The organism is Rhizobium sp. 01N424 (assembly GCF_056399485.1).
The window spans coordinates 1-12,955 of record NZ_JBFTRK010000009.1; the positions used below are offsets into that span (position 1 = coordinate 1).

General features: G+C 61.9%; 15 protein-coding genes and 2 pseudogenes. 9 read left to right on the forward strand and 8 right to left on the reverse strand.

What is annotated here, in order from left to right:
- Window positions 1-189, forward strand: a pseudogene (locus AC1DNK_RS20855) (IS110 family transposase); the annotation flags it as partial.
- Window positions 190-1,140: 951 nt separating this feature from the next.
- Here AC1DNK_RS20855 and AC1DNK_RS20860 read toward each other — a convergent pair.
- Both AC1DNK_RS20860 and AC1DNK_RS20865 read right to left on the reverse strand, forming a co-directional pair.
- Window positions 1,141-1,737: pseudogene (locus AC1DNK_RS20860) on the reverse strand (cell wall hydrolase); the annotation flags it as partial.
- Window positions 1,738-1,857: 120 nt separating this feature from the next.
- Window positions 1,858-2,823 (reverse strand): LysR substrate-binding domain-containing protein, encoded by a 966-nt coding sequence (locus AC1DNK_RS20865; protein ID WP_310291672.1) that lies wholly within the window; start codon window positions 2,821-2,823, stop codon window positions 1,858-1,860.
- A 114-nt stretch (window positions 2,824-2,937) separates the two neighbouring features.
- Between AC1DNK_RS20865 and AC1DNK_RS20870 the strand changes: the two genes are divergently transcribed.
- Window positions 2,938-4,341 (forward strand): MFS transporter, encoded by a 1,404-nt coding sequence (locus tag AC1DNK_RS20870; protein WP_477943146.1) that lies wholly within the window; start codon window positions 2,938-2,940, stop codon window positions 4,339-4,341.
- Between the two features lie 34 nt (window positions 4,342-4,375).
- Here AC1DNK_RS20870 and AC1DNK_RS20875 read toward each other — a convergent pair whose 3' ends face one another.
- The 3 genes from AC1DNK_RS20875 to AC1DNK_RS20885 are packed head-to-tail and all read right to left on the reverse strand — an operon-like array spanning window position 4,376 to window position 5,485.
- Complete coding sequence (locus AC1DNK_RS20875) at window positions 4,376-4,675, reverse strand: HigA family addiction module antitoxin (RefSeq protein ID WP_112517320.1); 300 nt, start codon at window positions 4,673-4,675, stop codon at window positions 4,376-4,378.
- 14 nt (window positions 4,676-4,689) lie between these two features.
- Window positions 4,690-4,971, reverse strand: coding sequence for a type II toxin-antitoxin system RelE/ParE family toxin (locus AC1DNK_RS20880; RefSeq protein ID WP_477943147.1), 282 nt, complete (start codon window positions 4,969-4,971; stop codon window positions 4,690-4,692).
- Between the two features lie 46 nt (window positions 4,972-5,017).
- Window positions 5,018-5,485 carry a MarR family winged helix-turn-helix transcriptional regulator gene (locus tag AC1DNK_RS20885; protein WP_112517318.1) on the reverse strand — a complete coding sequence of 156 codons (468 nt, stop codon included), beginning with the start codon at window positions 5,483-5,485 and terminating at the stop codon, window positions 5,018-5,020.
- A gap of 124 nt (window positions 5,486-5,609) precedes the next feature.
- On the opposite strand from AC1DNK_RS20885, the gene AC1DNK_RS20890 reads away from it, so the two are divergent.
- The 3 genes from AC1DNK_RS20890 (at window position 5,610) to AC1DNK_RS20900 (ending at window position 7,300) form a co-directional block, all read left to right on the forward strand.
- Window positions 5,610-6,032, forward strand: a complete 423-nt coding sequence (locus tag AC1DNK_RS20890) for an organic hydroperoxide resistance protein (protein ID WP_112537233.1) — start codon at window positions 5,610-5,612, stop codon at window positions 6,030-6,032.
- Window positions 6,033-6,204: 172 nt separating this feature from the next.
- Window positions 6,205-6,588, forward strand: a complete 384-nt coding sequence (locus AC1DNK_RS20895; protein ID WP_477943148.1) for an antitoxin Xre-like helix-turn-helix domain-containing protein — start codon at window positions 6,205-6,207, stop codon at window positions 6,586-6,588.
- Window positions 6,548-7,300: an RES family NAD+ phosphorylase gene (locus AC1DNK_RS20900; protein ID WP_477943149.1), complete on the forward strand. Its 753-nt coding sequence runs from the start codon at window positions 6,548-6,550 to the stop codon at window positions 7,298-7,300. The genes AC1DNK_RS20895 and AC1DNK_RS20900 overlap by 41 nt, the downstream gene beginning before the upstream one ends.
- Here AC1DNK_RS20900 and AC1DNK_RS20905 read toward each other — a convergent pair whose 3' ends face one another.
- Window positions 7,301-7,747 carry a MarR family winged helix-turn-helix transcriptional regulator gene (locus AC1DNK_RS20905; RefSeq protein ID WP_477943150.1) on the reverse strand — a complete coding sequence of 149 codons (447 nt, stop codon included), beginning with the start codon at window positions 7,745-7,747 and terminating at the stop codon, window positions 7,301-7,303.
- 92 nt (window positions 7,748-7,839) lie between these two features.
- Here AC1DNK_RS20905 and AC1DNK_RS20910 point away from each other — a divergent pair, with 92 nt between their 5' ends.
- From AC1DNK_RS20910 to AC1DNK_RS20925, 4 genes are all read left to right on the forward strand, one after another.
- A complete protein-coding gene (locus tag AC1DNK_RS20910) occupies window positions 7,840-8,565 on the forward strand; it encodes a DUF899 domain-containing protein (protein WP_477943353.1) in 726 nt (241 codons plus the stop codon).
- 30 nt (window positions 8,566-8,595) lie between these two features.
- Window positions 8,596-9,069 (forward strand): DUF1579 domain-containing protein, encoded by a 474-nt coding sequence (locus AC1DNK_RS20915; RefSeq protein WP_477943151.1) that lies wholly within the window; start codon window positions 8,596-8,598, stop codon window positions 9,067-9,069.
- 64 nt (window positions 9,070-9,133) lie between these two features.
- Window positions 9,134-9,919, forward strand: coding sequence for a VOC family protein (locus tag AC1DNK_RS20920; protein ID WP_477943152.1), 786 nt, complete (start codon window positions 9,134-9,136; stop codon window positions 9,917-9,919).
- Window positions 9,920-10,206: 287 nt separating this feature from the next.
- Window positions 10,207-10,866 carry a ribbon-helix-helix domain-containing protein gene (locus tag AC1DNK_RS20925; protein ID WP_112386347.1) on the forward strand — a complete coding sequence of 220 codons (660 nt, stop codon included), beginning with the start codon at window positions 10,207-10,209 and terminating at the stop codon, window positions 10,864-10,866.
- Window positions 10,867-10,872: 6 nt separating this feature from the next.
- On the opposite strand, the gene AC1DNK_RS20930 is transcribed toward AC1DNK_RS20925, so the two are convergent.
- Window positions 10,873-11,619 carry a histidine phosphatase family protein gene (locus AC1DNK_RS20930; RefSeq protein WP_477943153.1) on the reverse strand — a complete coding sequence of 249 codons (747 nt, stop codon included), beginning with the start codon at window positions 11,617-11,619 and terminating at the stop codon, window positions 10,873-10,875.
- A gap of 171 nt (window positions 11,620-11,790) precedes the next feature.
- On the reverse strand, window positions 11,791-12,624 hold the full coding sequence (locus AC1DNK_RS20935; protein ID WP_477943154.1) for a transglutaminase-like cysteine peptidase: 834 nt from the start codon (window positions 12,622-12,624) through the stop codon (window positions 11,791-11,793).
- Window positions 12,625-12,955: the final 331 nt, after the last annotated feature.

Consider the following 12,955-nt stretch of genomic DNA (forward strand, 5'->3'; position numbering starts at 1 on the left):
CGCAGGGCGAGGCTTTTGCGGTGGACAACGACGATGCCGGCATTGGCGAGCTGACCGGCCGACTGAAGGCGATCGGGGCCGATGCGATCGCGCTTGAGGCGACCGGCGGATTCGAGACGCAGGCTGTGGCCGGACTGTCATCGGCAGGATTGACGACGAGCACCGTCAAACCCGCCGATGAAAGCGCCGCAGCCGCCCGCATCTCGAAGCCGCCGGTCGCCTCCAGTGCAACCATACAGTTGCGCTCGGCGGCAACCTCCGTCTTCAGCCTCCTGACGAGCGCGTAGATGCCCGCATGGCGGTTTTCGACATGAAACGCCGTATCGAACGGCATGACATGCACGTCCAACGATCCTTCGGGACGTCTATGCCGACGATGATATCCATCCTGTCCCATCCTTGCCTAATCGGGCTTTGCTTGCACAAGCGGCCCTGGCGACTGTTCGGGTTCGATGGAACGGCGGACGAAGACCCGGGCTCTCCCCCGGGCTTGGTGTCCCTCAGGGCCGCCGGTCTTTCGTCCGCCACCGCGATCGGCATTACATCGTCAAATGCCGCATTTGGAAAGTTACAAAGGTAGGGTGAGGGCGCTCTGGCACGGCTGTCCGTCGCAGCTTCCTGGTCGAGGCATCGGGCTCGAGGTCTGATGACGCCGCGCCGACAAAAAAGCTCCCGAGGCGGGAGCTTTTTCAATCGTTCACCTCAACCACCCGAACGTAACGGCCCGAGATTGAGCGATGCGCTGTTATATGCCGGGCGCGGCGTCGGCAGGACGACGCGGGTTGGCGGGGTCAGTACATCGGCGGCGGGCTGCAGCGATGGTGGCTGCAGGGTCTGTGGAGCGGGCTGTGCCTGGAATTGCATCTGCATCTGCGATGCCTGCGGCAGCGACCCTGTGGAGGCGGGCTGGACGGCCAGGGCCGGTGCGGCCTCGCCCGGCATCGCGGCCGGGACAGGGCCGGTTTCCGGCAGCAGGATTTCGAACGGCGCCGGCGAATCCGGATCAGCCGAAGCAACCTGCGTATAGGCGACCTGTGTCGAGGATGGCTGCGGCGCGCCGACGCCGACGGCGGGGGCTGCAGGGGCAGGCTGCGCCGCAGCAGTGTACTGCTCGACGCCAGCGAACTGGACGGCGCCGGAGCGCTGGTCGTTCGCGACGTAGTTCATCGCCACTTCATAGGATGGCATCGGGGCGGGCGTCTGCAATTCGCCGTCTCGGCCGCGCTTCTCGTAGAAGACGTTGCCGCCGGCAGCTGTCACGTAATGCATGTTGCCGTAGGGGAATTTCAGGCCTTCGGTGTGGAAGAACATCGCTTCCTTGACGCCCGGATGGCGCGCGCCGCGCAGGATGTCGTCGGCGGCGGCATCGAGCTGCGGCTCGGCAACCGGCTCGACCGTCCGGGTCAGGACGCCGGGTGCGAACTGCTTCTTCTGTCCGACGACGCCGCAGATGGAATCGGAATAGGCCTGCGAGGTCAGCCGGTTCATGACGACGGTACCGACGGCGAGATAGCCATTGCGATCCGAATGTTCGGATTCGAAATACATTGCGCGCTTCAGGCACTCGCGGTCCTTGGCGGTGTAATTATAGGTGACCTTGCCTGGAGTGGCGGCAACGGTCTTCGCCTTTGGCGTCGCTTTGGCATCGAGCGCATCCGGCTCGTTGGCCGTGCTGCAACCCGTGACGGCCAGTCCTGCGATGAAAATCGCGGAGATGGTTTTGCCCCTCAACGGCAGTGCCTCCCAGTTTTTTCGGTCCAGCCCCAAATCACTCGGCGAGACTTTGTACCTCACGTTACCGATTATGCCAAACACATTTCGTGAACGGCCATTTAACCCAGCTTGGCAAAGAAGTGGTTAAGCCGCTGCTTTCGAGATGCTCATCGTGCATCCGGATGCCTCAAGTGCTGCCGATGCGACCTCGATGAACAGCTTGCGCAACCACACGGCACGGCCATCCGCCTGGTCGACGCGGCGGTAGAGCATGGTCACGGGATCGGCCGGAAGGTCGAAGGGGAGGCGCGAGATCGACAGCCCATGCAGCTGCGCCATGCAGCGGGCGATAGCCTCGGGAACGGTGGCAATCGCCGGCATCGCCTTCAGTGCGGTCGGCAGCGCCGAGAAGCGCGGCACGCTGGCGGCAATCGTCCGCTTCTGGCCGATCCGCGTCAGGGCGAGATCCAGATTGGTGGCCGTATCGCCGCTTTCGTAGGAGATGACGATATGCGGATTGCCGGTGAAATCGGCGAGCCCCAGCGGCGCCTTCAGGCGCAGCTGCAGCGGGTCGTAGATCGACATCGAGCATTGTTCGAAAAGCGGTTCACGGACATGCCAGGAGGCGGGCTCGTCGTGGACGGCAACGCTGAAGTCGAAAGCGCCGTCATCGAGCAGCCGGGTGGCCTCGCGCTTTTCGGATGCGACGCCGATCAGTTTTGCATTCGGCGCCAGCTGCCGCAGGCGCGCGGCCAGCGGTCCGAAGAAGGCGGTCTCAAGATTGTCGCACATGCTGATACGGAATTCGCCTTCGTAAAGCGCTGGGTCGAAGGCATCAGGCGGGCGGATGGCCTTTTCGATGCAGGTCAGCGCTTCCTCGACGGCAGGCGCGATGGCAAGTGCGCGCGGCGTCGGCTGCAATCCGCGCCCGACGCGTACGAAAAGCTCATCGCCGAGCGCCTCCCGCAACCGCTTCAGCGCCGCCGACAGACCCGGCTGCCCGAGCAGCAGGCGCTCGGCAGCGCGGCTGACATTGCGCTCCTGCATCAGCACCGAGAAGGCGACGAGCAGGTTCAGGTCTATCTTTCGAAGGGTCGTATCATTTATCATCGTCAGTAATACCTGGCATAGGTACTATCAATTTGCAATAGGATCAGGACGTGTACATTTTCTCGTTCCCTGCCGCTTTCTCCCAAACCGCGGCAGCCGAAAGGAACGATTTCGATGACACTCTCCCAATCCAGAAGCGGGGCAGGGCTGGCATTGCTGCTGCTCTGTGCCGCGAATTTCCTCGATGCCATGGACGTCTCGACCATCGGCGTCGCATTGCCCGCTATCCAGGCTGAACTCGGGATGCCCGCCACCTCGCTGCAATGGGCCGTCAGCGCCTATGTGCTTGGTTATGGCGGTTTCCTGCTTCTCGGCGGGCGCGTTGCCGATGTCTTCGGTCACCGCCGCGTCTTCCTGTGGTCGCTTGCCGTCTTCGCGGCCGCCAGCATCGCCGGCGGCTTCGTGGATAGCGGTCCGACCCTGATCGCCGCCCGCCTGATCAAGGGCATCGCCGCCGCCTTCACCGCGCCGGCGGCACTCGCACTGCTTCTCTCCGTCTTCGGCGAGGGTGCGGCCCGCGCCAAGGCACTCGGCGTCTTCGCCTCGACAGGGGCAACCGGCTTCGTGCTCGGCATGGTGCTTGGCGGTGCCGCCACCATCATCAGCTGGCGGGCAACGCTGGTCATGGGCGCGCCTGTCGCCATCCTTGCCCTGATCGCCGCGCCCTATGTTCTACCGCGTGACGTCAAACTCGGCGGCAAGCGTCCGTCCTTCGACTGGGCCGGGGCACTCACCATCACGCCCGGCCTGCTGCTCTTCGTCTTCGGCATTACCAATGCCGCCGCCGAGGGCTGGAACGCTCTGCCGACCTGGGGTTCCCTGGTGGCCGCGGTGCTTTTGATCGGCCTCTTCCTCGTGGTTGAATCCAGGCATCACGATCCGATGGTGCCGCTCGGTATCTTCCGCAAGGCGAAGCTCAGCCACGCCAACCTGCTGGCGGCCCTGTTTCAAGGCGTCTATGTCGGCTTCCAGTTCATCGCCACGCTCTATTATCAGGATGAACTCGGCTGGTCGGCTTTCGTCACGGGCTTCTGCTTCGCCTTCGGCGGCGTCTGCGTCATGTTCCTCGCACCGCGCTTCGCAACCATCGCGCAGAACCGCGGCACGACGGGCCTGATGACGCTGGGTGTCGCGCTGCAGGCATCGAGCTATATCTTCTGGGTGCTGGCCGCCGGCCATGTCAATCCGGTGCTGCTCGTCGCCCTGTCGCAGATTCCGCTCGGCGTCGGCTATGCCATGACCTATCCGTCGGTGCAGGTCGCGGCTCTCTCGGATGTCGAGGAAGACAAGTCTGGCCTTGCCTCCGGCCTGCTCTTCGCCGCCTTCCAGATCGGCGGCGGCATCGTTCTCGCGGCCGCCTCCGCCATCTTCAGCGCCGCCCCGTCGATGGGCTACGACGCCTACACCGCAGGTGTCACCTTCGTCGCCATCCTCTCGGTGCTGGTGGTCCTCTTCGCAGCGCTCGGCCCACGCGGTTCCCGCGCTCCGGTCCCGGCCGCCTATCAAGCGGCGGAATAGTGCACTCCGGCCCGCGCCATTGGCGCGGGTCTCCCTATGCTGCCGATCTGACCGGATCGATCGCCTGCAGCTCGCGTGTCAGGCTCTCGCTGGACGAGACGAGATCGAAGGTGACCTGCATGTTCATGAACCACTTCGGATCGACATTCAGATATTTGCCAAGCCGCAACGCCATAGGCGCCGTGATGTTGAGGCCGCCGTGGCAGACCCGATTGAGCTGACTGCGCGCAATGCCGGTCGCCTTGGCGGCGGCATAGACACTGATACCCATAGGCTCCAGGAATTCTTCCTTGAGCACGATCCCCGGGTGGGGAAGAGGAATTTCTCTCGCCATGTCAGGGTTCCTTTCTAGTGATAGTCCGTAAATTCGACATTCAGTGCATCGCCATCGGTCCACTCGAAGCAGATGCGCCACTGATCATTCACTCGGATCGAGTATTGGCCTTGCCGGTTTCCAGTTAGCGCCTCCAGCCGGTTCCCGGGCGGTGCCCTGAGATCGTCAAGTCTTGTCACCGTATCGATCAGGAATAGCTTTCGGACAGCGCGAGACGCCACATCCGCGGGTATGCGCCTCGGGCGCTTTCCTCTGTAAAGAGCTTCGGTGTCGCTATCCTTGAAGCTTATGATCATCAGATAGAACGTACTATCATATAGTACGCCTATCAAGGCCCGGGCGTTAATCCGCCTCGTTCAGATTCGACCGCAGACCTTGGAGCAGGGTGCGGATCTCCGCCATCTCCTCAAGCGTGCAGCCGATCGCCTGGCCGATCGAGCCCATGATCGTGTCGACCTCGCCGCGCATCGCATCGCCTTTCGGCGTCAGCGAAACCAGAACCTGGCGCTCGTCGCGGGAATCTCGGATGCGCTTGATCAGGCCGTTCTGCTCCAGGCGTTTCAGCAGCGGCGAAAGCGTGCCGGAATCGAGGTCGAGCTTTTCGCCGATCGTCTTCACCGGCAGTTCGGCCTTGTCCCACAGCACCAGCATCACGAGATATTGCGGATAGGTCAGGCCCACCTTGTCGAGGATCGGCTTGTAGGCGCGGGTAAAGGCATGCGCCGTCGAATAGACCGCGAAACAGAGCTGCCGTTCCAGCTTCTTTTCCTCTGCCGGTATTTTCATTGTCTCTGCCGTCCGCGCTGTCATGATCCTGTTCCTTCGAGGCGCGATTGTCCTCTTTTCAGATTCCGAATGCAATTTGCAAAATTCACTTGCGTACAATTGAATTGCGCATTATATAAATCGCAACCCCAACGCAAAGGAGACTGACATGCCTATTCTCTACACGACCCAAGCATCCGCCACCGGTGGCCGCGCAGGCCGCGCCGTTTCCGATAACGGCGTTCTCGACGTCACGCTCACCGTTCCGAAGGAACTCGGCGGCGATGGCGCAACTGGCACCAACCCCGAGCAACTCTTCGCAGCCGGCTACTCGGCCTGCTTCCTGGGTGCCCTGAAATTTGTCGCAGGCCAGCAGAAGGTCAAGATTCCTGAAGATACGACGGTTTCCGCCAAGGTCGGCATCGGCCCGCGCGAAGACGGCGGCGGCTTCGGCATCGAAGTGGCCCTGACGGTCAACATCCCGGGCCTCGACAAGGCTGAAGCCGAAAAGCTCGCCGCTGCTGCCCATATCGTCTGCCCCTATAGCCACGCGATGCGCACCTCGACCGAAGTTCCGGTCACGGTTGCCTGATTGACCTTCCCCGAGGGGAGAAGGGAAGCCTGAGGAACGCCTCCACGTGTTCCCTCATCCCTGTGACAGGCACAGGGATGAGGGCAGAGAGTTGGTTTGCCTCCCTGTGCGCAAACCACATCTTTTCATCTGAAATAAAATCGCTATATTCTTTCTAAGGAAAGGATATCCGATGTCCGTACCATCGCCCGCTCAAGCGCGCTCCACCCAGGAAGCCGCCGTCATCACCAAGGCCGCGGTCAACGCCGCAGATCGCCTCGGCATCAGCGCCCGCACGCTGTCCGCCGTTCTCGGTGTCTCGGAAGCCACCGTGTCGCGCATGAAACGGCAGGATCACCTGCTGGATCGCAGCAGCAAATCCTTCGAGCTCGCCATTCTTCTCGTTCGCCTGTTCCGCTCGCTCGACGCCATCGCCGGCGGCGATGAGGCGGTTGCCAGGCAGTGGCTGCGCAATGCCAACATGGCGCTCGGCTCCACCCCGCTCGAAAAGATCGTCAGCATTTCAGGTTTGACCGATGTCCTTGCCTATCTGGACGCCCGCCGCGCTGTCGTCTGAACTGCGTGCCGTCTCCGGCCGTTTCTGGCGGCTGGTGGAGGCGCAGCACCAGATATCGACGCTGAAACTCGTCGATACGCTGGAGGAGCAGGCGCTTCTCGAGAATCTGCTGGAAGAGAGCAAGCCGGCATTGCCGCCGGAATGCGTGGGGCTGGATTATCTGCTGGCCACGCCCTTCCGATACGGCGCCATCTATCCGCATGGCTCGCGTTTCCGCCGGGCAGGGCGGACGCTGGGTGTGTTCTATGCCTCGGAGAAGGTGGAGACGGCGCTCTCGGAAATGGCCTTCTACCGGCTGCTGTTCTACGCAGATTCGCCCGCCACGCCGCTCCCCGCCAATGCCGCCGAATACACCGCCTTTGCCGCGCCCGTCGCGACATCCGCAGCGCTCGACCTGACGCTCCCGCCGTTCGATCGCGACCGGGCGATATGGACCGATCCTCTGAACTACGAAGCATGCCAGGCGCTTGCCGAGGCCGCCCGCGCGGCGGATACGGAGGCCATCCTCTATGAATCCGTCCGCGATCCGCGCCATGGCCGCAATCTGGCGCTTTTGACCGCCAAGGCCTTCAGCGCCCGCGAGCCCGCCGAACGGCAGACATGGCGCATCCGGCTGTCGGCATCCGGCGTTCAGGCACTGTGTGAATTTCCGAAACAGCGCATCGGCTTTGCGCGCAGCGATTTCGGCGGCGATCCGCGTATCGGAAACTGATCAGCAAAGTGCCAGCAGCATGCTGCGCAGCCCGTCGCCATTGGCATCAGGCAGCTTGTCTTCCAGTGCGGCATGGGTGCTCTGCCAGATCGGCACGGCGGCGGCCAGTACGGATTTCCCCTCGGCCGTGAGGCTGAGCAGCCGCGAGCGCTTGTCTTTGGCGCCGGGCGTTACATTTACCCATCCACGGCGCCGCAGCGGTTTCAGCGCGGCCGTCAGCGTCGTCTGGTCCATGGCGAGCAGGTTGGCGACCGGCCCCATCGGCGGAGGCTCCGGCCGGTTGAGCGACATCATCAGCGAGAACTGCCCGTTGGTGAGCCCGACAGGACGAAGCGCGTCGTCGAACAGCCGCGCCAAGGCCCGGGCTGCACGCTGCACATGCAAGCAGAGGCAGGTGTCGCGCACGAGCAGCGTCGTGGAATAGGGAATATCGACCGAATTTGACATGGCCAAATTCTATTGATATCAATGTATTTAGTCAAGCAAAGCAGAACGAAATGCCGGTCCTTGCCGGCCGCGCCGGAGGAGGGCGTGCGATCATGCAGAATGCTGTCGTTTCCCGCGAAGAATGGCTCGAGACCCGCCGCGCGTTTCTGGCTAAGGAAAAGGCCCATACCCGGCAGCGTGATGCGCTGCGCGCCGAGCGCCAGGCGCTCCCCTGGGTGAAGGTCGATAAAAACTACGTCTTCGACACGCCGGATGGCAAAAAGTCGCTCGCCGACCTCTTCGAAGGCCGCAGCCAGCTGATGATCTATCATTTCATGATGGGGCCGGAATGGGAGGCAGGCTGCCCGGGTTGCTCTTTCCTGTCCGATCATATCGACGGCACGTTGCCGCATCTAAACAATCACGACGTTACCTGGGTGGCGGTGTCCCGCGCGCCGGTCGAAAAGATCGAGGCCTACAAGACGCGCATGGGCTGGAAATTCCCCTGGGTCTCTTCCGTCGGGAATGATTTCAACTTCGACTACCACGTCTCGTTCACGCCCGAGGATCTGAAGAAGGACAAGGTCTTCTACAATTTCACCGAGATGAAGCCTGAGGACGCCAATGACGAACTGCCGGGCATGAGCGCCTTCTACAAGAACGAGAAGGGCGAGATCTTCCACACGTACTCGAACTATGCCCGCGGCGGCGAAGAGGTGCTGGGCACGCTGATGATCCTCGACTACGCGCCGAAGGGCCGCAATGAGGACAGCACCATGAGCTTCGTCAAGCGTCACGACGAATACGAGGATGCGAAGACGCAATCCTGCTGTCACTGAGATCTGCAAACATCAGCCGAGGGAGGAAGGATGATGGAAGTTGCAAAAGCGATCGAGGAGCACCGTTTCCTCGAAAAACTCGTCGGGACCTGGAACGTCACGTCCGACGACATGAAAGAAAACGGGCAATGGACAGAGGTCGTCCGCTCGCTTCACGGCGCCTGGTTCGTGGCCGAAGGAAACGGCCAGATGCCGGATGGCAGTGGTGCAGCAACGACGGTGCTGACCCTTGGTTACTCGCCCTCGAAGGGCAAATATGTCGGTACCTGGATCGGCTCGATGATGGACCACATGTGGATCTATGAGGGCGGAGTCTCGCCCGATGGCCAGGTGCTCAGCCTCTATACGCGCGGTCCCGATTGCATGGGCGGTAGCGGCGAGCAGGATTACCGCGAACAGATCGCCTTCATCGACGCCGACCACCGCACCTTCGCCTCGTCGGCGAAACAGCCCGACGGCAGCTGGAAGCAACTCATGGAAGCGCGCTACGCACGCAAGCCGTGATCGCGGCGTCCCCATCGGGGCGTCAGACGGAAATGACATCCGACACTCTTGAAAGGGAAAGATCATGGCATCCGATACGCATGGCAAGTTCATCTGGTGCGAGCTGATGACGCCCGATACCACGGCCGCCGCAAAGTTCTACGGCTCGGTGACCGGCTGGACGACCAAGGAAATGCCCATGGGAGACATGGGTGTCTATACGATCTTCGAGGCCAACGGCCGCGGCGTCGGCGGCATGATGACCTTTCCGGCAGAGCTCGAGGGGCAGGGCATTCCGCCCAACTGGACGGGTTACGTCGCCGTCGATGACGTCGATCAGTCCGCCCGCGACTTTGCCGCCAATGGCGGCAGCGTCCGCCGCCCGCCCGAGGATATCCCGACCGTCGGCCGCTTCGCCGTCGTCGCCGATCCGAGCGGCGCCGTGCTCTGCATCATGACGCCGCTGCCGATGGAAAACGATGATGGCTGGGAGCCGGAAATGGGGACGCCAGGCCATGTCGGCTGGCATGAACTGATGTCCGGCGACTGGCAGCAGGCCTTCGATTTCTATGAAAAGATCTTCGGCTGGACCAAGGACCATGACTTCGACATGGGCGAGATGGGTACCTACCGCATCTTCGCCGAGCACGGAAAACAGACCGGCGGCATGATGACCAAGCCTGCCGACGTGCCGATGACGTACTGGGCCTATTACTTCAACGTGCCGGAGATCGACAGCGCCGTCGAGCGGGTAAACGCAGGCGGCGGCAAGATCGTCTTTGGTCCGATGGAGGTTCCGGGCGGCAGCTGGGTGGTCAACGGCATCGATCCGCAGGGCGCATTTTTCTGCCTCGCCGCGCCCCGGCGCTGAGCTCTGAAAACAGGGTGTCCGGCAGCCCCGGACAGCCCCGAATCGCGCCCTTCAAGGTTAACGGCGACCCCTGAAAAACCGGGCCGCCGTTAACCGTTTCGGGGTCGAAAACCCCTTGCTACTTCCTTAATTTTATTCAAATTTTAGCGTTCTCACCCCAAAAGGCCGTTCCAAGGTTAACCGTCCCTGAACATTTTTGGGTGGAAGCATAATCGGCTATATCTTGGTGGTTATCTCCTGAAGCCGATCAACAAGGCGCGCTCGGAAGCGCTGACGGAGCGCTGAGAATGCTGATCAGCAAGGCTGCCGCAACCGATCTGACGAGTGCCGAGCCGCTCGACGATGCGCTGCCTGTCATCGGCGCCGATGAGATCGAGCCGAAGTTCCGCGCCGTTGCCGGCCGGGGGGGGGAGCGCCGCGGTATCCGCCTAGAACGCATCTACTGGGATGGCCTCGGCCGCATGTCGTCGGCGGGCAAGATGACGACGGCCGACCTCGTGCATCATACGGCCGCCCAGATGCCGGAGACCGGCAATCTCGCCTCGCTGCTCCGCGTCCTCAGCTTCAAATGGGCGCTGAAGCGGCTTGATACGGTCGAGGATGTTTCCTCGATGGCCAATCTGAATGCGCTGATCCAGGCTTCGCCGTCGCCGACCATCCTTCTCACGCTGGAGAAGAAGATCCAGCTGTTCAACGACGCCTTCCTGTCGATGCTGCGCCACCGCCTGCCGATGGGCGATGCGGCGCAATTGACGAAGAGCCTGCGCTTTTCGATCGATACGCAGATCGAGGAGGCCATGGCGACGCTCGCCATGAACAAGGGCAAGACACTGAATACCGGCTTTACCATCGCTGCGGGTTCGCAGACGATGAAGGGCCAGATCAATCTGGCGCTGGCGCCGACGCACGAAAAGCCGATGCTGGTCGGCTATATCTCCCGCTACTGAGAAATTTCAGCCGCCGGTCTTCGGCGCGATCGTCAGCGCCGAGCCGTAGGCGCCGCGCATATCCGTTGCTTCGGCCGGGTTGCGGTCGTCGGCCTTGTGCAGCAGCGTCGCGCTGTAACCCTCCGCATGCGTGCCCTCGATCAGCGTCACGTCGGCATTCCCCGGATTGTCAGAGCGTTCGAACCACTCGACGCTGTGATGCAGGAAGTTCATCTCGAAGGCGCGGTTGGTGACGCCATGGCCGACGATAATGGCCGTATCGTTGCCACCGCCGATATCGTGCATCACGGTCAGCAGGAAAAGCCGCACCCGCTGCGCCACATCGGCTCGGCTTTCCCCGTCGGGCGGCCGCGCATAGAACTTGCCGCTATTGTTGCGCAGGCGCGCCCATTTCTCGAACTCCTCGGGAAACTTCCGCCGCTGCTCGGCGCGGTCGTAGATCTCGGTAAACAGCCCGAAATCCTGCTCGCGTAGCAGATAATCCTCATGGACCTCGCCGACAGCGCCCTCTGGAAGCGCCTCGATGATCGCATCCATCGTCTGGCGCGTGCGCAGATAGGGCGAATACCAGATGCTGGCCCGTGGGGCGGCATCCGGCAGCGCCGCCAGATAGGCCGCAATGCCGCGCCCGGCCGCCAGCGCCTGCCGGTAGCCCCATTCCGTCAGCGGAACATTGTGATCGCCGAACTGCCGGTAGGCGCCTTCGCTGATATTGCCAAGGGATTCTCCGTGTCGAACGAGAAAGATGCGCATGTCGGCCTGCATGTATTGAGTGTCGGCGCATCATGACGGGGGTGGGGGCGGGGTGCAATCAGGAAACGTCGTGCCTGCAGCCCGCTTATCCCGGCGCCGATGCCGCAGAATTGAAAACAAAAAAGCCGGCCCACCTGGCCGGCTCTTGCACTTCGCTCGAAATCGCCAGGCTCAGTAGGGGACACCTTCGCCCGGAGCGACCTTTTCGAGCGGCATTGCGGATGCGACCTGCTTGTTGCCGGCCTTGACGCCGTGGAGATAGCCCTTGCCTGCGTTGATCGAGTAGAGCGGCTGGTAGTCGGGCAGGCGGCTGTCGGTCAGAACCTGATCGCGCATGTTGTCGAGGATGAAGAAGTTGCCGTTGACCGCGACCGACAGAACGGCGTGGTAGAAATGGCGCTTCTGGTCGAAGAGAACGACGATCGACATGTCCTTCATGTCGACGCCCTCGGCCTTCAGCGCCGCCATCTTCAGGATCGCGAAATCCTCGCAGTCGCCCTGCTGGCGTGACAGCGTCTCGGAAGGCGTCGCCCAGTAATCGGCCACCTGATAGGTCTCGATGTCCTTGCGGTAGCGGATGGCGTGGTTGACGGCGGCATTGACGGTGTTCAGCTTGTCGCGGATCGACGCCTGCGCGGTCTGGCCAAGCGCCGTCTTGATGACCTGCGCCGCATTGGTGCAGCCCTTGGTGCCGCAGGTGATGGCCGCGCCGCTCTGCATTTCGGCAAGCGACGGCGCAAAGCGCTTCAGCGCCGCCAGCCGCTTGAAGGGAATGGTGACCGAGCCGAACACCGCTTCGTTGGAGGCGGTGAGCTTTGCCGGCTTGTCGGGTCTGATCGATGCCGTGATCTCCGGAGACGCAACCTGTTGCGGCCGTGCAATGGCGGCAAGATCAATGCGCTGAACGGTGCCCGCAACGCCTGCAAACGCTGTCTTCGCCAGACTATAAAGGCCGGATATACTTGCGGTCTCCGCAAGAGAAAGTGCGGTATTGGCAGAGATCACGCTCGCGTAAGACGTCAGTGAAATCTGCGCTGTGGGGATTTCGGTGGCGTTCGACGGTGCGGCGTCAAGAAAAGATGCGAAAGATGCGAAAGTAAAAGCTGCAAGTATTTTTGATTTTTTGCTGCGCTTCATCGGATTTTCTCTCTCTGTTTGAGGAGAATGTAGCGATTAGCTATAAATATGCCGTGTGTAAGCTTGGAAAACGCAAGTATAAATATTCCGGTCAAAGACGCATAAAACTTTAGCGTTCACGTCAACCAAGTTTGGGGGAATGGTTTGATTTTCGCGCCCGCACGGTGCAGAAATGAGCGCATTCTAAAAAGGCCGCAAA